This is a genomic window from Streptomyces sp. NBRC 109706, assembly GCF_000974485.1.
Classification (GTDB): domain Bacteria; phylum Actinomycetota; class Actinomycetes; order Streptomycetales; family Streptomycetaceae; genus Streptomyces.
The window spans coordinates 355,741-373,886 of sequence record NZ_BBOM01000009.1; the positions used below are offsets into that span (position 1 = coordinate 355,741).

The window sequence follows — 18,146 nt, forward strand, 5'->3', positions numbered from 1 at the left end:
GCCCGCCCGGGGGCCGTGTGACCGGCGCGGCATCCGGCAACCGTGGTGGTGGGGCGGGGAGCCGGATAGGGTCCGTGTTCGACCGCAACGACCACAGGGACCGCAGAATGACGCAGACCTGGCGCGTGCTGATCGCCGCCGACAAGTTCAAGGGTTCGCTCACCGCAGCCGAGGTGGCCGAACATGTCACGGCCGGTATCCGTCAGATCCGCCCGGAGGTCACGGTGACCGCGCTGCCGGTGGCCGACGGGGGCGACGGCACGGTCGACGCGGCCGTCGCCGGCGGCTTCACCCCGGTCGATGTCGAGGCGACGGGCCCGCTGGGCACGCCGGTGGCCGCGCGGTTCGCGCTGCGCGGGGACACCGCCGTGGTGGAGATGGCGCAGGCGTCTGGGCTTGTGCTGCTGCCGCCGCGCACCTTCGCCCCCATGACGGCCACCACCTTCGGCACCGGCGAGCTGATCGCCGCCGCGCTGGACGCGGGCGCCCGCCGGATCATCCTCGGCGTGGGCGGCTCCGCCACGACGGACGGCGGCGCCGGGATGCTGATGGCGCTGGGCGCCAGGCTGCTGGACGACGAGGGCGATCCGGTCCCGCTCGGCGGCGGGCCGCTGCGCGAGCTGGCCACGGTGGACCTCTCCGGCCTCGATCCCCGGCTGAAGGACACCGAGTTCGTGCTGGCCAGCGACGTGGACAATCCGCTGTGCGGCCCCACCGGTGCGGCCGCCGTCTACGGCCCGCAGAAGGGCGCCGACCCGCTGGAAGTCGAGGTGCTGGACGGCGCGCTGTCCCATTTCGCCGAGGTGTTGGAGCGTGTCGAGGGCAGCCGGGTCGCCGAACTGGCCGAGGCGCCGGGTGCCGGCGCGGCCGGCGGCGTCGGCTTCGGCGCGCTGATCGGCCTGGACGCCACCTTCCGTCCCGGTATCGAGGTGCTGCTCGATGTGCTGGGCTTCGCCGAGGCGCTGGCCGAGGCCGATGTGGTGATCACCGGCGAGGGCTCGTTGGACGAACAGACGCTGCGCGGCAAGGCTCCGGCCGGCGTCGCGGCGGCGGCCCGCGCGGCCGACCGTCGGGTGCTCGCGGTCTGCGGCCGGCTGGCCATCGACGCGGATGACCTGGCCGGCGCGGGCATCGAGGCCGCCTATCCGCTGACCGCGCTGGAGCCCAACCCCCGCCGCAGCATGGACAACGCGGGCCCGCTGCTGGAACGCGTGGCCGCCCAGCTCGCCGAGGAGCGGCTGGCGCCTTAGGGTGCGTCGCCCGGCCCTTCCGACGATCGGGGCCGGCCCGCCCCTTGGAACCAGGAGTCAGGGGCGCGACGAGCAGCGCCACGACACAGCCGACAAAGTAATTATCTGCCAGAAGGGCCACCGGCCGGGCGGCGACCAGCCGTCGGTATGGCCCAACTCCCGCTGATCATCGAGTGATCCGGGGCGCAGAGGGTTGACTAAGCCAATCCGTTGGACTTTCATGTTCCATCGCTGCGGCACTTCCCCCCACCGCCCACGATCAAGGGTGACAGCATGCATCGACACGGAGAGACCGGCCGGCGACTTCCCTTCGTCGTGCCCGGGGTGGCGCTGTTGGCGGCCGCCGGGCTGCTCGCCGGGGCCGCCGCGCTGCCCCGGGCGGGCGCGGAGCCGGCGCCCGCCGCCGGACACCACTCCATCACCGGCCAGGTGTACGCCGGCTATCAGGGCTGGTTCTCCGCCGAGGGCGACGGCTCCCCGGTCAACCAGTGGCGGCACTGGAACGGCAGCCAACCCTCCCCCGGCAACCAGACCTTCGAGATGTGGCCGGACATGTCGGCCTACCCCGACTCCGCGCACTTCCCCACCGGCTACGCGGGGCTGGGCAACGGCGATCCGGCGACGCTCTTCTCCTCCTACTCCACCGAGGTCGTCGACCAACACTTCTCCTGGATGCGGGAGTACGGCATCGACGGGGCGGCGCTCCAGCGGTTCGGCCAGGACATGGTGGTGCCCGAACGCAAGGAGCAGCGCGACGCCATCACGGCCATGGCCAGGGACGCGGCCGAGGACCACGACCGGGGCTTCTATCTGGAGTACGACATCAGCGGCCTCACCGACGAGAACGTCGAGGAGACGCTGAGGAACGACTGGACGGAAAGCGTCAACGGCACGCTCGGGCTGCCGGATTCGCCGTCCTACGCGCATGAGGACGGCAGGCCCGTCGTGGCGGTCTTCGGCTTCGGCTTCAGCAACCGCCCCGGCTCCGCCGAGACCGCGCTGCGCGTGGTCGAGTGGTTCCAGGAACAGGGCGCCTATGTGATCGGGGCGGTGCCATCCGGATGGCGCACCGAGGCGAACTCCAAGCCCGGCTTCACCCCCGTCTACCGGGCCTTCGACATGATCTCGCCATGGTTCGTCGGCAGCCAGGGGGATCTCACCCCGACTCTGGAGGCCGACCGGGACGATCTGGCCAGCCGGGGCCAGGACTATCTCCCGGTGATCTACCCGGGCTTCTCCTGGGCCAACTGGAACGGCGGCGAGCGCAACCAGATCCCCCGCGCCGGCGGCGAGTTCCTGTGGCAGCAGGCCGTCAATGTCCGCTCGCTCGACATCCCCCAGGCGTTTATCGCCATGTTCGACGAGTACGACGAGGGCACCAATATCGCGCCGGCCGCCAGCGACTCCTCGATGATCCCGACCGACCAGTACTTCCAGACCACAAGCTCGGACGGGGTGTTCACCTCCCCCGACTTCTATCTGCGGCTCGCGGCGCACGCGAGCCGGATGATCACCGGGGACGAGCCCCTGGAGACGGAGATTCCGGTGCCGCTCTCCGAGGGGCCGGTGTTCTTCCGCACCGGTCTGGAGGCGGACGTCGACGCCCAGCCCACCTGGACCGACACTCCGGGCCCCGGGGGCACGGCCAATGTGACCGGCCCCGAGGGGGAGGGCGGCCCCACGCTCCGCGTCGCGACGGGGACCGACCAGCGGGGCGGCCGGTCCGCGCTCCGCCTGCGGGGGCACGCTCCCCAACCCGACCACTCCTACGCGTATATGGCGGCCTTCGACGTGCACATCCCCGTGTCGGCCGGGACCCGGCTCTCCTACGACTTCCTGCCGAAGAACGAGGGCGGCCGCCAGATCGCGGTGGACTTCGTGCTCAGCGACGGCACCACGTTGCGCGACAGCGCCGCCACCACCACCGAAGGGGTGGACATGCACCCGGCGGCCCCCAAGGGCACCGTCGGCGAATGGACCACGATCGTCAGCGAGTTCGGCCCGGAGCTGGCGGGCACCACGATCGAGACCATCCTGATCGGCTACGACCGGAACCAGGCGACCGGCGACTTCGACGCCTTCATCGACAACCTGGAGATCACCGTCGACTGACAGGAGCCCGATCAGTCGACGGGCGCGCCGCCACCGGATATTCGGTGGTGGCGCGCCTCCGCGCGGGCGGTGGCGAGCAGCAGCGCCAACAGGCCCACCACCCCGCCCACGATCAGCGCGGTATGCGGCGAGAGGGTGCGCAGCCGGTCGGCGGAGACCGGATCGGCCACCCCGAAGCGGTCGACGGAGACCGCCAGCCGATCCCGGACATGGGCCCGCTCATGGGGACCGATGTACATCCGGCCCAGCTCCCGGCCCGTGCCCGCCTCGACGACCCCGTAGTTCCGCCCGGTGGGGCGGTCGTGCCAGCGCGCCTCGCGCTCCACCGTGGTCGACACGACCTCGGCGACCGCGCGTTCGCCGAAGAGCTCGTGGTAGGCCAACACCCCGCCACCCATCGTGGTGATCAGCACCGCCCCGCCGACCAGCCCCGCGAGGAGGCCAGTGCCGGACCGCAGCAACCTCGACGCGGCGGCGCCGCCACCGGCGGCGGAGTATCCCCAGGCCAGCAGCCCGAGGAAGGGCGCGGTGCAGATCAGGATCAGATACCAGCCCCGCGGCCACCAGAGCAGCACGCCGAACGCGACCAGCCAGGCGGCCAGGAAACCGGCCAGGGCCAGCGAGCGGGGCCGACGCAGCCGGCTGCCGCCGGGCGGCGGGCGGAGCGCGCCCAGCAGCGCGTCACACCGCTCGACGGCGGCCAGCGCCTCCGCCAACTCGGGCCCACGCCGGCGCAGTTCGCGCCCGCGCGCGGCCCGCTTGTGCCGCTCGTTCTCCGCCTTCGCCGCCGTGCGCAGGGCCAAGACGCCGCCCTCAAGCGTGCCCAGCAGCTCGCCCCGCGCCGCCTCGAACGCGCGCCGGAAGGCCAGCCAGTCGTCCAGCCGCCGCAGCTCGGCCCGGTGGGCCGCCCGCGCCGGGCCAGGCGGTATGCGCGGCCTCGCCTCCCGCGCCTCGCTCAGCTCCGCCGCCGTTCGTGGGCCCGCCGTCTCCAGGAGCCGCAGGGCCGCGAGCGCGGTGTCCCTGAGCCGATCGGCGGCCTCCGCCACCTCCAACAGCCCGCCACGGCCCGGCTCGCCATGGCGCCCGGCCAGCGTCCGCATCCGGGCGGCCACCTCCTTGACCTGGGAGAGCCACAGGCCGGGGCCGGCATCGTGCGGCACCTCGGCGGTGGGCCAGCGCCGGGGCGACTCCAGGAGGGCCACCGCCGTGATCCAGCACAGGCCGGCCAGCGCCACCGCCCAGACCAGCGCCAACCACCAAACGACCCCCATTGTGACCGCGGCCCAGCCGCCGCCCAGGAACAGGAGCACCACCAGCGGCCCCCACGCCACGCCGCGCCGAGCGCGCGCCGGCGTGACCGCCGCATCCCGAAGACCTCTCATGGCTCCCCCTCCGCACCGGGCCGACCGCCCTCCGGCCACCCCCAACCGACTGAACACACAGAGTAATCGGACCCACTGACAACGGGCCATGGGTCGACCGCCGAAGGCCCTGCGGGACCGTCAGTCCACGATCAGCAGTGCCTCGGCACCGACCGGCCGGTAGCCGGCGGCCTGGAAGGTGCGCACGCTGCGGGCGTTCCCCGGCGGCTGCTGGGACCACAACAGCTCGCCCGCCGGCACCAGTTGGCGGGCCGCCAGGGCCAACTCCCGGCCCCGGCCGCGCCCCCTGGCGGCCTCGTCCAGTTCGATCGCCACCTCCAGGCGGCCGGCCACGCCGGCTCCCAGCACCAGCACCCCGCCGTCCGGAGTCGTCCACACCCGCACCCGGTCGCGGAACCGTCGGGCCCGCACCACCCGGGGGTGGTCCGTGCCGCTGACCTCGGTGAGCTCCAACTCCGGTTCCCCGGGCAGCGCCGGGGCCACCGTCAGCAGATCCACACAGTTGACCCGGCGGCCCGTCCGGGCACCGAAGGCCGCCAGAAAGGCCGGCCCCAGCGGGGCCGCCAGCGGGTCGGGCGAGGCGGCGCGCAGCGTGGCCCGCACCCACTCCGGGTCCTGGTCGGTGAAGACGACGGCATGCGCGGTCATGCCCAGCACGCCGCTGTCCCGCGCGTTGGGCGGCGGGATCACCGTGACCCCGCCGTCGCCCGGCGGGAACTCCCCCCGCGCGGCGGCCCGCAGCACCCGCGCCAACGCGCTGTCGCCCGCCGCCTCGCCCCCGCCCGGCTCCTCGTCCACCGGCGGCACCGCACCCTCCATCGTCCGTCCCTTCCGCGCCTCTTGTCCCACGGTTCCCCGGCCCATGATCGCAACCCGGCCACGGCGCGGGAGGTCAGGGTTCGGTGGTGGAGACGGCGTAGACGCGGGGCCGTTCCTCCTTGGTGAGGTCGACGGTGATGGAGACCTCGGGCTCCTGGTCCGACTGGCGCACCACGGTGCCCGCGTAGACCCGGTCCTGGTCCTCGAAGGACCAACCGACCTGGTCCGCCTCCTCGTCCGAGATGGTCACCGTGCCCTCGGCGAGAGCGGCGCGGCTGGTGCCCAACGATTCGAGGAATCCGCTGAGTTGACTCGGCGAGCAGCGGAACTCCACATACATGGTGCTGCGGTCCCAGGAGTTGGTCTCAAAATGCCCCACATAGGCCGAACCGCCCGGGATCGGGATGTCGTAGATGCGGCGCTGGACCTTGCTCGGCCATTCGTAGACCAGGGTCCGCGCGGAGGCGGAACGGGCCTTGTCCTCGCCGCTGTCCCGGCTCTGGTAGGCGGAGAGCACCATATAGCCGGCGGGGATGGCGATCAGCAGCAGCACCGTCAGCGCGACCAGCCAGCGGTGGCGCGGCCGGTGCGGCGGTCGTTGCGGCACCCCGGGGGAGGTGCTGGTGCCCAGGGTGCTGGTCATGCGTCACCGGCCCGTCCGCGCGGCGTCAACCGCAGCTCGAAGCCCGGGTGCTGGGCGCGCTCGGCCCGGCGCCGGTTGGCCCGGCGGAACCGGCGGGCCACCAGCCGGGCCAGATCGGCGGCGCCCACCATGCCGGCGTCGGCGCCGAGCGCCGCGCGCACGATCGTCGCCTCCGGGCGGTAACCCCGGCCGGTCAGCTGCCGTTTGAACGCCTCCCTGGCCGGGCCGATCAACAGCTCGTCCGCATCGCTGACCCCACCGCCGACGACAAAGCGCGCCGGATCGAGCGCGGCTGCGAGGTTGGCGATGCCGACACCCAGCCAACGTCCGATGTCCTGGAGCAGTTCCACACACATCGCGTCGCCCTCGCGGGCCAGCTCGGTGATCAACGGGCCGGTGATGTCCCCGATCTGGCCCTCCACCCGGGCCAGGATGTGGTGCGCCACCGGCGAGTCGGCGGCGGCCAGCTCACGCGCCTCGCGCACCAGCGCGTTGCCCGAGCTGTACTGCTCCCAGCAGCCACGGTTGCCACAGGGACAGCGGTGCCCCTCGGGCACCACCTGCATGTGCCCGAACTCGCCGGCCACCCCGAACGCGCCCCGTTTGACCTTGCCCGACTCCAGTATCCCGCCGCCGATGCCGGTGCCCAGGGTGATCATCACCAGATGGTCGGCACCCCGGCCGGCGCCGAAGCGCCACTCGCCCCAGGCGGCGGTGTTGGCGTCGTTGTCGACCATGATCGGAACGGCGAGACGCGAGGCCAACGCCGCGCGCAGCGGCTCGTTGCGCCAGGCAAGATGGGGGGCGAAGAGCACGGTGGACCGGTCGGCGTCCACCCAGCCGGCCGCGCCGATGCCCACCGCGTGCACATCGTGCCGGTCCGAGAGGTCGAGCACGAGTTCGGCGATGGTGTCCTCGACGACCTTGGGGCTCTTGGACTTCTCCGGCGTCTCGGTGCGCAGCCGCTCCAGGATGGTGCCGTCCGCGTCCACCACACCGGCCATCACCTTGGTGCCGCCGATGTCGATCCCCACGGTCGGCACCCGGGGCGCCGACAGATGTGAGGAGCGCTCGCGGCTGGCGATGGCACGCAGCACGGAAGCCCGTGCCGTCTGGCGGTGCGCACGCTCACGGTAGGTACTCATCGGCTCGATTGTGCCCTACGCCGGCGGAGGGTGGCGGGCTGCCCACCGGCTGGCAGCGGACCGGCCAACGCCGGGCGGCGCCCCGGTGACCCGGGGCACAACGGGCGACGACCGGCGGGGGAACGGCGTACGAAGCGCCGGGCGGCGGTGGGCGGGCGGCCCCGGCTGCCCCGCCCGGGTGACGGGGGGACCGCCCGATTGTCGCAGCCGCGCTCCGGGGATCATTGCGGTCAGCCCGCCCGGTGCGCCGAGCGGGCCGCCGGTCATCCAAGGAGGTCCGCTTGAAACGCCCGACCATGCGGGACATCGCCGACCGGGCGGGGGTCACCAAGGCCGCCGTGTCCTTCGCGCTCAACGGCCGCCCCGGGGTCTCGGAGTCCACCAGGGGCCGCATCCTGGCCATCGCCGAGGAGTTGGGCTGGCAGCCGAGCAGCGCGGCCAGGGCGCTCTCGGACGGCAGGGCCGGCGCGTTCGGTCTGGTCATCGACCGGCCCGCGCGCACGCTGGGCATCGAACCGTTCTTCATGCAGCTGCTCTCCGGCATCCAGGCCGAACTCGCGCGGGACACCACGCCGTTGCTGCTCACCATGGCGGAGGACCAGGCGGCCGAGATCGAGTTGTACCGCTCCTGGTGGGCGCGGCGCGCGGTGGACGGGGTGTTCCTGGTCGACCTGCAGCTGTCCGACGCCAGGGTCGCGGTGCTGGAGGAGCTGGGCATGCCGGCGGTGGTGATCGGCGGACCGCTGGGCACCGGCCGGCTGCCGGCGGTCTGGAGCGACGACGCGGCGGCGGTCGATGTCGCCGTGCGGCATCTGGCGGGTCTCGGACACCGACGGCTGGCCCGGGTGTCGGGCCCCGCCCGGCTGCGCCACACCTCGGTCCGGGCGGTGGCGTTCGACCGGATGACCGCCGAACTGGGCCTGGCCGGGCGCACGTTGGAGGCGGACTACAGCGGCGAGGGGGGCGCGGCCGCCACCCGGGAGCTGCTCTCGGGCCCTTCGCGGCCGACGGCGATCCTCTACGACAACGATGTGATGGCCCTCTCCGGCGTGACGGCGGCGCAGGGCCTCGGCCTCCGGGTGCCGGCCGATGTGTCCGTGGTGGCCTGGGACGACTCCGCGCTCTGCGAGCTGGTCGACCCGCCGCTGACCGCGCTCAGCCGGGACATCGGGGCCTACGGGGCGCGGGCGGCGCGGCGACTGCGCGCAGCGGCGGGCGGACAGCGGCCGGGCGACCTCCAGGACACGGCGCCCTCGCTCACCCTGCGCGGCTCGACCGGACCACCGCCGAGCGAGGACTGAACGAGCCACGCGGTTCACACGTTCGGGTGAGTTCCCCGGCCCCGAACGGCGCCGGTGAGAGGTGCGGCGCCGGGACCGGTGGGGGACGGTCCCGGCGCCGCCGTGGGGGGACAGCGGTTCGGGGGATCAGCAGCCGTAGTCGATCAGGTCGAACGAGGCGTAGTGATCGGCGGTGTAGTAGTCCTCCCGTGGGGAGTCGCCGGTGACGATCCGCCGCGCGCCGCGGTCGCCGCTGCCGGGAGTCTCCACGGTGTACTCGTGGTAGTAGCCGGTGGGTTGGCCGGGCAGCAGGCCCTCACGGTTGTAGAAGGTGCCGCCGTCCTGCGGATAGGGGAACGGGCCGCCCCGCTCGATCAGGTCGAGCGTGTCGTACGCCTGGGCGGGCAGGGCGCCGTAGCAGATGTCGCCGAAGGCCAGCGGAGCGAAGGCCGTCGTGGCGTGGCCGGGGGTCGGGGCAGGAGTGGGGGGTGCCGCCGTTGCCGTGGCCTGGCCGCCCACCAACAGGGTGGCGAGCAGCGCGCCGAGGGCGCCGGCGCGTGCGCCCCTGGCGGTCCTGGATACGCGATTCATGCCCATGCCAACCAGTGTGACGCGCGTAGCGTGACCCGCGTCAACCACGCATCCCGGATATTTCCCAGGAATTCACATGACCACGACGCCGCGCCCACCTCGCGGTCGCGAAAGCGGGCGCCGAACTCTCAGCCCTCGACCGGGTGTTGACGCTCCCGCAGCCGCCGCAGTCCGGTTTCGGTGAGGGTGCCGTGCAGCCGCAGCCTGGCCACCCCGCCGTCCGGGTGGACATCGAGCCTGGCATGGGTCGCCGGGGGAACGTCGTCGGGCAGCACAAAACGGTGCACGGTGTCGGGGAGCAGCCGGGTGCGGGGCAGCACCGGACGCCAGGTCTCGGCCGGCGCGGTGGCCGCCTCCTCCGACGGGCCGTCCCAGAGGGAGAGTTCGGCCCAGCCGGGTGCGTTGCCCCGGTAGCAGCCGGTGTCGATCTCGACGGCCCGCACCACGCCCTGTTCGGCGAGCCGGTAGCGCAGCCAGTCGTGGCCCTTGTCCCGGCGGCGGGCGGTCTCCCAGCCCTCGTCCATGGTGCGCGGCCGGCCCGGATAGACGGTGTGGGTCGGGGGCGAGTAGAAGGAGTTGGAGGCGTCCTCCACCAGTCCGCCATGGGTGAGCGCCGCCAGGTCGAACGTGCCCAGGGCAGTCAGCCAGTCCGGGTCGGCCAACGGCACGCCGTGCGCCCGCAGCCGGGCGATGCCGCCGTCCGGGTACTGGCTCAGCCGCAGATGGGTGAACGGGGCGCCGGCGGCGGGCGCCAGCGGGAAGGCGTGCGCCGCGTGGCCGCCGATCTCGGTGCGCGGCACCAGCTCCGTCCAGCGGGTCTCGGGCCCGAACAGCTCCTCCGGGCCCGGGGTGCCGGGCCTGGTGGTGGCCTCGACGCGCACCGCGTTCGGGTGGTTGCCCCGGAAGTGCGCGGTGTCGACGACGAGGCCGTGCAGCCGTCCCGGGACGCCGAGCCGGATCAGCGCCCAGTCGTACTCGTCGGCCGACGGGTGCGGATGCTCGCCGTGGCGGCCGCGCCGCCTGCGGGTCTCCCAACCGTCCATCACCTTGCCCTTGTTGCCGAAGGCGGCGGGGTCGAAGACGGCGCGGCCGGGGGCGAGCAGGTTCTCCCGTTCGGCGAAGAACTCGTCGTTGGCGGCCGTCACACAGCCGCCGACGGCGCGCACGGCGAGATCGGGCAGCCGGGTGAAGGGCAGGTCCTCCGGGGCGGCGGCGCGGTAGTCGGCGTAGGGGTCGCCGCCGCCGTAGGGGGCCGCGTGGCCGGGGAAAACCGTGCTGGTCCCATCCGTTGTCACGTGACAGTCCTCTCGATCAACCGGCCGGTCGGTTCGGGGGCCGGACGCGCCCCGCCCGGACCGGGCCCGTCCATGGTGGCCGCCCCGGAAGTTCCCGAGGTTTCCAGGATGGGTCGCCCGCGCAGCCAGGTGGCGCGCACCACGCCCTTGAGGGTGCGGCCGGCGTAGGCCGTCACCGGGTTGCGGTGGTGCAGCGCGGCCGGGTCGACCGTGAAGCCGGCCTCCGGGTCCAGCACCGCGATATCGGCGTCCCGGCCCGGCTCGATCGCGCCCTTGTGGCGCAGGCCGGCCAGCCGGGCGGGGGCGGTGGACATCCAGCGGGCGACATCGTCGAGTTGGTGGCCCCGGGCCTCGGCGGCGGTCCAGATGGCGGGCAGGCCCAGTTGCAGTGAGGAGATCCCGCCCCAGGCGGCGCCGAAGTCCGGCACCTTGAGGTCCGCCGTGCACGGTGAATGGTCGGAGACCACACAGTCGAGGGTGCCGTCGGCGAGCGCGGCCCATAGCGCGTCCTGGTTGGCGGCCTCCCTGATCGGCGGGCAGCATTTGAACTCGGTTGCGCCGTCCGGGACTTCCTCGGCGGTCAGGGTGAGGAAGTGCGGGCAGGTCTCGGCGGTGACGGCGATCCCCGCGGCCTTGGCCTCGGCGATCAGCGGCAGCGCGGAGGCGGCCGAGAGGTGTAGTACATGAACCCGGGCGCCGATTCGGGCGGCCAGGGTGATCAGTCGTTCGATCGCCGCGTGTTCGGCCTCGGCCGGCCGGGTGGCCAGGAAGTCGGCATAGCGCCGGCTGCCCTCGGGCGCTTCGGTGAGCCTCTCGGGGTCCTCGGCGTGCACGATCAGCAGCCCGTCGAAGGCGGCCACCTCGGTCAGCGCCCCGGCCAGCCCCTCGGGGTCGAGCGCGGGGAACTCCTCGACGCCCGAGGGCGAGAGAAAGCTCTTGAAGCCGAAGACGCCGGCCTGGTGCAGGGGCCGCAACCGCCCCGCGTTCCCCGGCACCGCGCCGCCCCAGAAGCCGACGTCCACCCAGGTCCGGCCCCGGGCGGCGGCCTGTTTGACGGCCAGTGCCTCGGGACTGACGGTGGGCGGCACACTGTTGAGGGGCATGTCGAGCAGGGTGGTGACGCCGCCGGCCGCCGCCGCCCTGGTCGCGGAGGCGAAGCCCTCCCAGGCGGCACGGCCCGGGTCGTTGATATGCACATGGGTGTCGACCAGCCCGGGCAGCAGCGCGGCGTCGCCGTAGTCGACGAGTCGGGCGCCCTCGGGGGGCGGGGCGTCGTGCGGCAGCACCGCCTCGATCCGCTCGCCGGCGATCGCGACGGCGGCCGGACGGGTGCCGGTGGGGGTGACCACCCGGCGGGAGCGCAGCAGCACCTCGATCGGCCGCGCGGGAACTGCGTCTGCCTCGGACAACCGGCCACTCCTCAGCGGTCGCTGACGACGTCGCTTCAACGTTTTGTTGAAGTCGGTCAGGGTTCGATGTTCGACGGACCGGGGCGGCCCGTCAAGGGCCGGTAGGCTCTGGGGGACCGCTACCACCGAATGAGGAACGCGACGTGCCCCCGTCCGACGTGCGCAAGTCCTCCGCCAGCGGCGGGGTTCAGTCCCTTGAGCGAGCCTTCGGGCTGCTCGAACTGATGGCCGACGCCGGGGGCGTCACCGGGCTGAGCGAGCTGGCCAGCAGCAGCGGGCTGCCGCTCCCCACCATCCACCGGCTGATGCGCACGCTGGTCGCCTGCGGCTATGTCCGCCAACAGCCCAACAGACGCTATGCGTTGGGCCCCCGACTGATCCGGCTCGGCGAGGCCGCGGCCCGTCCGCTGGCCACCTGGGCCCGCCCCTTCCTGGCCCGGCTGGCGGCCGGGACGGGCGAGACGGCCAATATGGCGCTGCTCGACGGGGACGAGGCGGTCTATGTGGCGCAGGTGCCCTCGCGCCATTCGATGCGGATGTTCACCGAGGTGGGCCGCCGGGTGCTGCCGCATGCCACCGGCGTCGGCAAGGCGCTGCTGGCCGGGCTCCCGGACGAGGAGGTGCGCGCGCTGCTGCACCGCACCGGAATGCCCGCGGTCACCGAGCGCACCCTGACCTCCCCCGACGCGTTCCTGCGCGAGCTGGGCACGGTGCGGGCGCGCGGCTTCGCGGTGGACGACAACGAGCAGGAGATCGGCGTGCGCTGCCTCGCGGTGGCGCTGCCGCACGCCCCGACCCCCGCCGCCATATCCGTCTCCGGCCCGGCGGGACGACTGACGGACGAGGCCGTGGAGAAACTGGCCCCACTGCTTCGGGAGGTCGCCCACGAACTGGGCACGGTCCTGGCCGCCGCCCCGGAGCCGGCGGCCTCCGGCCCGGCCGACCGGGCACCGACCACGGCCGCGCCGGACACGGACGGCTGACGCGGCGGCCTCCGGCCGGGCTGACCGGGCCCCCACCGGACCGTGCAAGGGCCGACCCCGCCGGCGCAGGAGGCCACCCGGCAACTGGCCGGTCGCGGGCCTACGCTGGGCGGATGACGGGTGAGGCGGTGGCCGGGGTGGTGTTGGCGGGTGGGGGTGGGAGCCGGTTGGGGGGCCGGGTCAAGGCGCTGTTGGAGCACGAGGGGCGCCCCCTGGTCGAGTTGACGTCCGAGGCGTTGCGCGCGGCCGGTTGCGCGCCGGTGCTGGTGGTGTTGGGCGCCGGCGCGGACGAGGTCGAGGAGCGCGCGTCGCTGGGCGCCTGCCGGATCGTGCGCAACCAGGAGTGGGCCACGGGGATGGGTTCGTCGTTGCGTGCCGGGCTCGCCGCGCTCGGGGCCCTGGCCGAGCCGCCGGCGGGGGCGCTGGTGGCGCTGGTGGACCAGCCGTGGGTGGGTGTCGAGGCGATGGCCCGGGTGCGGGCGGCGTTCCGTTCCCCGGCGTCGCTGGTCTCGGCCAGCTATGGCGGGCGGCGTGGGCATCCGGTGCTGCTGGGGGCCGATCATTTCGCCGGGGTGGCCGACGCCGCGCGCGGCGACCGGGGCGCGCGCGACTATCTGCGGGCGCGCGCGGACCAGCTCACGCTGGTGGAGTGTGGGGATGTGGCGGCGCCGGACGATATCGACCAACCGGCCGATCTGCGCCGGCTGTCGGGACCCCCACCGCATCGTTGATCTTCCACGATGTAGAAACTACTATCCATTTCCATGCCGTTATGGCGTAGTGAATGTCGTAGCGAACACTGAACCGTAGTGAAGGAGTGACCCATGTCAGCCGTCACCGTGGAAGCTCGGGACCGGGTGCCACGCCAGGACGAGGTGCTCACCCCACAGGCTCTCGACTTCCTCGCCGAGCTGCACCGGCGCTTCACCCCGCGCCGGGACGAGCTGCTGGCCCTGCGCGGCCGCCGGCGGGAGGAGATCGCCCGCACCGGCCGGCTGGACTTCCTGCCCGAGACGGCGGAGGTCAGGGACGGCGACTGGTCGGTCGCCCCGGCGCCGCCCGCGCTCCAGGACCGCCGGGTGGAGATCACCGGGCCGACGGACCGCAAGATGACGGTCAACGCGCTCAACTCGGGCGCCCGGATCTGGCTGGCGGACTTCGAGGACGCCCTCTCGCCGACCTGGGCCAATGTGATCGGCGGGCAGCTCAGCCTGGCCGACGCCTTCCGCCGCCGGATCGACTTCACCGACGAGCGCGGCAAGAAGTACGCGCTGCGCCCCGACGACGAGTTGGCCGTCGTGGTGACCCGCCCGCGCGGCTGGCATCTGGACGAGCGGCATCTCACCGTCGACGGGCGTCCCGTTCCCGGCTCGCTGGTGGACTTCGGGCTCTTCTTCTTCCACAACGCGGCCCTGCTCGCCGAGACCGGTCGCGGTCCCTACTTCTATCTGGCCAAGCTGGAGTCCCATCTGGAGGCGCGCCTCTGGAACGAGGTGTTCCGCTTCGCCCAGGACGCGCTGGGCATCCCGCAGGGCACCGTCCGGGCCACCGTGCTGATCGAGACGGTCACCGCCGCCTTCGAGATGGAGGAGATCCTTTACGAACTGCGGGAGCACGCGGCGGGGTTGAACGCCGGCCGCTGGGACTACCTGTTCTCGATCGTGAAGAACTTCCGGGACGGCGGCGAGCGCTTCGTGCTCCCCGACCGCAACGCGATCACCATGACGGCGCCCTTTATGCGTGCCTACACCGAGCTTCTGGTGCGCACCTGCCACAAGCGCGGCGCGCATGCCATCGGCGGCATGGCCGCGTTCATCCCGGCCAAGGACGCCGAGGTCAACAGGGCCGCGTTCGACAAGGTGCGGGCCGACAAGGAGCGGGAGGCGGGCGACGGCTTCGACGGGTCCTGGGTGGCGCACCCGGGTCTGGTGCCGGTCGCGCAGGCCGCGTTCGACGCGGTGCTCGGCGAGCGGCCCAACCAGAAGGAGCGGCTGCGCCCCGAGGTCAAGGTCACCGCCGAGGAGTTGCTGGACATCGGCTCGGTGCCCGCCACGCCGACGGCCGACGGGCTGCGCAACGCGGTCCAGGTCGGCACCCGCTACCTCCAGGCATGGCTCGCCGGCCGGGGCGCCGTCGCGGTCTTCAACCTGATGGAGGACGTGGCCACCGCCGAGATCTCCCGTTCGCAGATCTGGCAGTGGATCAACGCCGGGGTGCTGCTGGACAACGGTGAACGGGTCACCCGGCCCTATGTCCGCCAGGTCGCCGCCGACCAACTGCTCGCCATCCGCGACGAGATCGGCGAGGACGCCTATGTGGAGGGCGGCTGGGAGCGGGCCTTCGACCTGCTGATGGAGATCGCGCTGGACGAGTCCTATGTGGACTTTCTGACGCTTCCCGCCTACCAACTGCTCGACCGAACGCACTGAACGCACTGAACGCTCCGCGGTGTCGCCCTGCGGCCGGTCAGCCGACCAGCCGCAGGGCGACGGTGCGCAGGCCGCCTCCCGTGGTCTGGTGGTCCCCGACGACGCGCAGCCCCGCGGTCCGGCACTGCCGCTTCACCCACTCGTGGGAGAGCCGCAGCTTGCGGTAGCTGCTGGTGCGCAACGTCCAGTCGTCGCCCGGGTCCCGGCGGGTGTGCACCAGATCGTGGACGACCACCGTGTAGGCGTTGTCGTCGTCGGGGTACTCAAGAAAGCTGGTCATGATCCGGTCGTCCGTGGCCCGGACCGGAAGGAAACGGTCGGTCCCCGTAAGGGGAACGGTCAGATCGCGATAGGACAGCACCGCGACCCCGTCCGGGGCCAGCGCGGCGGCCACATCGTTGAGCAGCGCCGCCACATCGCCCCGGCTGGGCAGATGGGTCAGGGTGTCCCCCAGACAGACCACCGCGTCCACGGTGCCGACGGGCACCCGTTCACGCAGTACCGTGCGCACATCGGCCAACACCGGACGCACCGCGGGCACCTCCCGTGCGTAGTCGGTCAGTTCGGCCAACAGCGGTCGGCTCAGATCGACGGCGAGCACGGTCTCGAAGCCCAGCGCGGCCAGCGCCAGGCTGGTGTGCCCGGGGCCGCAGCCCAGATCGACGGCGAACCCCCCGCCCGTCCCCGGAGCCACGCCCAGGTCGAGCAGCAACTCCCGCTGGGTGGGCACCAGTCCGGGCACATCGCCCCCCAGCATCCAGGAGTAGTGCTCGGCCAGCAGACGGTCGTAGTGATCGACGGCGGGCGTCATGGGCGGCTCCTTCGGCGACAGCGGGCAGCGCGGGAGTACCCAAGGAACCTAGCCGGCGTGACGGGTCTCCGGTGACCGCACCGAACGCTGTTCGGAGTTGACCGGAGAATAGCCTCCATGGACGACATTGATTCGGCGATCCTCGCCCATCTCCAGCGCGATGCACGGCTGACCAATCGCGAGCTGGCGCGCCTGGTCGGAATCGCGCCCTCCACTTGCCTCGAACGCGTCCGCGGTCTGCGGTCCCGCGAGGTGATCACCGGCTACCACGCCGCCGTCGATCCCCGGGCGCTCGGCCGCTCCCTGCAGGCGCTGATCTTCGCCCGGCTGCGCCCCCTGACCCGGGAGGTGATCACCAGCTTCGAGCACTATCTCGCCCAACTGCCCGAGGTGCGCTCCGTGATGGTGGTCTCCGGGGACGAGGACTTCGTGGTCCATGTGTCGGTGACCGATATCGAGCATCTGCACGGCTTTCTGATGGACCGGTTCAGCGCCCGCCGCGAGGTGGTCAGCTTCCGCAGCTCGATGATCTACCGGGAGACCGGCGGCCGGGTGCTGACCGCCTTCGGCGAGGACGAGGGGGACCGCGCCTGACCCGGTCCCCCTCGAAACGAAACCCGCGCTCAGCCGGTGACCAGCACCGGGTGCCGCACCACCGCGTCGAAGAGATAGCCCTGTTGGTTGTAGACCGAGCGCTCCGGCTGGGTCCGCCCCGCCGAGTCGGTGGCGCGCGCCAACAGGGTCGCCGACCCCGGCCGGCGCGGCGTCCACGGCACCGACCAGCGCACCCAACTGTCGCGGCGCGGCGCGTCCTTGAGGCGCGCCGGCCGCCACCGCCGGCCGCCGTCCGTGCTGACCTCGACGGAGCGGATCACCCCGGCGCCCGACCAGGAGCGGCCCGTCAGCTCATGGGTGCGGCCGGCGGCCAGCGGCGCGTCGAAGGCCAGCTCGAAGGCGCTCTTGACGGTCTGCCTGGTCAGCGGCGCGCTGCCGCCCTCCGGGTGGTCGGGGCCGAAGAGCCGGTAGAGATCGGTGTTCCACGGGGAGTAGAGCGGTTCGGCCGACACCTCGATATCGCCCACCCACTTGATGGAGGCGATCCCGATCCAGGACGGCACCAGCACCCGCACCGGATGACCGTGGTCGGGCGGCAGCGGCGCACCGTTCATCTCATAGGCGAGCAGCACGTCGTCCAGCGCCTTGGCCAGCGGCAACGGGCGGCGCACCCGGCCGAGTTCGGCCCCTGAGGAGTCGACAAACGGATCGTCGAGGCCACGCGGCTGGACGTCCACCGCGTCCCGCCGCAGCCCGGCGCGGCGCAGCACCTCGGCCAGCCGCACGCCGCGCCAGCGGGCGACGCCGATCGCGCCCAGCTGCCAGGCGGTGCCGGAGGCGGCCTCACCCTGCTGAGTGGCATAGAAACTGCGCCCGTTGCCGGCACACTCCACGGCCGCGGTGTGCACGGTGGTGGGCAGCGCGCGCAGCGCGTCCAGATCGAACTCCACCTCGCCGCCCCGCAGTCCGCTCCCCCACAGCCGCAGCCGCCAGTCGGCCGCCGAGATCGTCGGGGTACGGGTGTGGTTGCGGACGAAGAACAGCTCGTTGGGCGTGTGGTAGCCGGTGCCGCGCAGCGCCGACCAGCGGGTCTCCGCATTGGTGCCGTGCACCACGAACCCGTCCTCGGGCAGCGGTTTGACGATGCCGGGCGCGGGATCGTCGGCCACGGTGGCCGCGGCGGCACCCGGCGCCCAGGCGAGCGACGAGGTCGCGGCGACGGCGCCACCGGCGGCGAGCAGCCGGATCAGATCCCGGCGGTCGATCCCCTCGGCACGCGCCGTGCCATCGAGGAACTGGCGCAGCCGACGGCGGTCGTAGCGTCTCTCGTTGGTCGTCATGGCCAAGCATCCTGCGCCCGGGGCCGGGGCCGGCGCCATTGCGACACATTGCAATGCCATGAACAAATGTCATGAACAGCTGCCGGCCCCTTCCACCGACCC

Annotated in this window: 16 protein-coding genes; 7 read left to right on the forward strand and 9 right to left on the reverse strand. The window is 73.0% G+C overall.

What is annotated here, in order from left to right; genetic code table 11:
• Positions 1 to 107 precede the first annotated feature (107 nt).
• Entirely contained in the window at positions 108 to 1,250 is a 1,143-nt protein-coding gene (locus AOM46_RS21140; protein ID WP_062214396.1) for a glycerate kinase, read from the forward strand.
• A gap of 273 nt (positions 1,251 to 1,523) precedes the next feature.
• Positions 1,524 to 3,362, forward strand: coding sequence for a glycoside hydrolase family 71/99-like protein (locus AOM46_RS21145; protein WP_199824034.1), 1,839 nt, complete (start codon positions 1,524 to 1,526; stop codon positions 3,360 to 3,362).
• A gap of 11 nt (positions 3,363 to 3,373) precedes the next feature.
• Here the strand turns inward: AOM46_RS21145 and AOM46_RS21150 are convergent, their stop codons facing one another.
• The 4 genes from AOM46_RS21150 to AOM46_RS21165 all read right to left on the reverse strand — a co-directional run bounded on the left by AOM46_RS21150 (position 3,374) and on the right by AOM46_RS21165 (position 7,351).
• Positions 3,374 to 4,744 (reverse strand): hypothetical protein, encoded by a 1,371-nt coding sequence (locus AOM46_RS21150; RefSeq protein WP_158920534.1) that lies wholly within the window; start codon positions 4,742 to 4,744, stop codon positions 3,374 to 3,376.
• Positions 4,745 to 4,864: 120 nt separating this feature from the next.
• On the reverse strand, positions 4,865 to 5,563 hold the full coding sequence (locus AOM46_RS21155; protein ID WP_234313895.1) for a GNAT family N-acetyltransferase: 699 nt from the start codon (positions 5,561 to 5,563) through the stop codon (positions 4,865 to 4,867).
• Between the two features lie 73 nt (positions 5,564 to 5,636).
• Positions 5,637 to 6,206: a hypothetical protein gene (locus AOM46_RS21160; protein WP_062214150.1), complete on the reverse strand. Its 570-nt coding sequence runs from the start codon at positions 6,204 to 6,206 to the stop codon at positions 5,637 to 5,639.
• Complete coding sequence (locus AOM46_RS21165; RefSeq protein ID WP_062214151.1) at positions 6,203 to 7,351, reverse strand: ROK family glucokinase; 1,149 nt, start codon at positions 7,349 to 7,351, stop codon at positions 6,203 to 6,205. Before AOM46_RS21165 ends, AOM46_RS21160 begins: the two co-directional genes overlap by 4 nt.
• Positions 7,352 to 7,632: 281 nt before the next feature.
• Here AOM46_RS21165 and AOM46_RS21170 point away from each other — a divergent pair, with 281 nt between their 5' ends.
• Positions 7,633 to 8,652, forward strand: a complete 1,020-nt coding sequence (locus AOM46_RS21170) for a LacI family DNA-binding transcriptional regulator (RefSeq protein WP_062214152.1) — start codon at positions 7,633 to 7,635, stop codon at positions 8,650 to 8,652.
• Positions 8,653 to 8,778: 126 nt separating this feature from the next.
• Here the strand turns inward: AOM46_RS21170 and AOM46_RS21175 are convergent, their stop codons facing one another.
• The 3 genes from AOM46_RS21175 to allB all read right to left on the reverse strand — a co-directional run bounded on the left by AOM46_RS21175 (position 8,779) and on the right by allB (position 11,926).
• Positions 8,779 to 9,228, reverse strand: coding sequence for a ribonuclease domain-containing protein (locus AOM46_RS21175; protein ID WP_078857047.1), 450 nt, complete (start codon positions 9,226 to 9,228; stop codon positions 8,779 to 8,781).
• A 122-nt stretch (positions 9,229 to 9,350) separates the two neighbouring features.
• The gene (gene alc, locus AOM46_RS21180; RefSeq protein WP_062214153.1) at positions 9,351 to 10,517 is read right to left on the reverse strand and encodes an allantoicase; all 1,167 of its coding nucleotides are present in this window, start codon (positions 10,515 to 10,517) and stop codon (positions 9,351 to 9,353) included.
• Positions 10,514 to 11,926: an allantoinase AllB gene (gene allB, locus AOM46_RS21185; RefSeq protein WP_234313896.1), complete on the reverse strand. Its 1,413-nt coding sequence runs from the start codon at positions 11,924 to 11,926 to the stop codon at positions 10,514 to 10,516. The genes alc and allB overlap by 4 nt, the downstream gene beginning before the upstream one ends.
• 143 nt (positions 11,927 to 12,069) lie before the next feature.
• Between allB and AOM46_RS21190 the strand changes: the two genes are divergently transcribed.
• The 3 genes from AOM46_RS21190 to aceB all read left to right on the forward strand — a co-directional run bounded on the left by AOM46_RS21190 (position 12,070) and on the right by aceB (position 15,338).
• Positions 12,070 to 12,909, forward strand: a complete 840-nt coding sequence (locus AOM46_RS21190; RefSeq protein ID WP_062214154.1) for an IclR family transcriptional regulator — start codon at positions 12,070 to 12,072, stop codon at positions 12,907 to 12,909.
• Between the two features lie 113 nt (positions 12,910 to 13,022).
• Entirely contained in the window at positions 13,023 to 13,640 is a 618-nt protein-coding gene (locus AOM46_RS21195; protein WP_199824035.1) for an NTP transferase domain-containing protein, read from the forward strand.
• Between the two features lie 93 nt (positions 13,641 to 13,733).
• Complete coding sequence (gene aceB, locus AOM46_RS21200; protein ID WP_062214155.1) at positions 13,734 to 15,338, forward strand: malate synthase A; 1,605 nt, start codon at positions 13,734 to 13,736, stop codon at positions 15,336 to 15,338.
• A 37-nt stretch (positions 15,339 to 15,375) separates the two neighbouring features.
• On the opposite strand, the gene AOM46_RS21205 is transcribed toward aceB, so the two are convergent.
• Positions 15,376 to 16,149: a bifunctional 2-polyprenyl-6-hydroxyphenol methylase/3-demethylubiquinol 3-O-methyltransferase UbiG gene (locus AOM46_RS21205; protein WP_062214156.1), complete on the reverse strand. Its 774-nt coding sequence runs from the start codon at positions 16,147 to 16,149 to the stop codon at positions 15,376 to 15,378.
• Between the two features lie 117 nt (positions 16,150 to 16,266).
• Between AOM46_RS21205 and AOM46_RS21210 the strand changes: the two genes are divergently transcribed.
• On the forward strand, positions 16,267 to 16,743 hold the full coding sequence (locus AOM46_RS21210) for an Lrp/AsnC family transcriptional regulator (protein WP_062214157.1): 477 nt from the start codon (positions 16,267 to 16,269) through the stop codon (positions 16,741 to 16,743).
• Positions 16,744 to 16,772: 29 nt separating this feature from the next.
• Here the strand turns inward: AOM46_RS21210 and AOM46_RS21215 are convergent, their stop codons facing one another.
• Positions 16,773 to 18,044: a sulfite oxidase gene (locus AOM46_RS21215; RefSeq protein WP_062214158.1), complete on the reverse strand. Its 1,272-nt coding sequence runs from the start codon at positions 18,042 to 18,044 to the stop codon at positions 16,773 to 16,775.
• Between the last annotated feature and the right edge of the window lie 102 nt (positions 18,045 to 18,146).

Excerpts from the sequence above, each read along its gene's own strand:
- AOM46_RS21140 (WP_062214396.1), top strand. The coding sequence starts at position 108 with ATGACGCAGACCTGGCGCGTGCTGATCGCCGCCGACAAGTTCAAGGGT.
- AOM46_RS21145 (WP_199824034.1), top strand. The coding sequence starts at position 1,524 with ATGCATCGACACGGAGAGACCGGCCGGCGACTTCCCTTCGTCGTGCCC.
- AOM46_RS21150 (WP_158920534.1), bottom strand. The coding sequence starts at position 4,744 with ATGAGAGGTCTTCGGGATGCGGCGGTCACGCCGGCGCGCGCTCGGCGC.
- AOM46_RS21155 (WP_234313895.1), bottom strand. The coding sequence starts at position 5,563 with ATGGAGGGTGCGGTGCCGCCGGTGGACGAGGAGCCGGGCGGGGGCGAG.
- AOM46_RS21160 (WP_062214150.1), bottom strand. The coding sequence starts at position 6,206 with ATGACCAGCACCCTGGGCACCAGCACCTCCCCCGGGGTGCCGCAACGA.
- AOM46_RS21165 (WP_062214151.1), bottom strand. The coding sequence starts at position 7,351 with ATGAGTACCTACCGTGAGCGTGCGCACCGCCAGACGGCACGGGCTTCC.
- AOM46_RS21175 (WP_078857047.1), bottom strand. The coding sequence starts at position 9,228 with ATGGGCATGAATCGCGTATCCAGGACCGCCAGGGGCGCACGCGCCGGC.
- AOM46_RS21195 (WP_199824035.1), top strand. The coding sequence starts at position 13,023 with ATGACGGGTGAGGCGGTGGCCGGGGTGGTGTTGGCGGGTGGGGGTGGG.
- aceB (WP_062214155.1), top strand. The coding sequence starts at position 13,734 with ATGTCAGCCGTCACCGTGGAAGCTCGGGACCGGGTGCCACGCCAGGAC.
- AOM46_RS21205 (WP_062214156.1), bottom strand. The coding sequence starts at position 16,149 with ATGACGCCCGCCGTCGATCACTACGACCGTCTGCTGGCCGAGCACTAC.
- AOM46_RS21210 (WP_062214157.1), top strand. The coding sequence starts at position 16,267 with ATGGACGACATTGATTCGGCGATCCTCGCCCATCTCCAGCGCGATGCA.
- AOM46_RS21215 (WP_062214158.1), bottom strand. The coding sequence starts at position 18,044 with ATGACGACCAACGAGAGACGCTACGACCGCCGTCGGCTGCGCCAGTTC.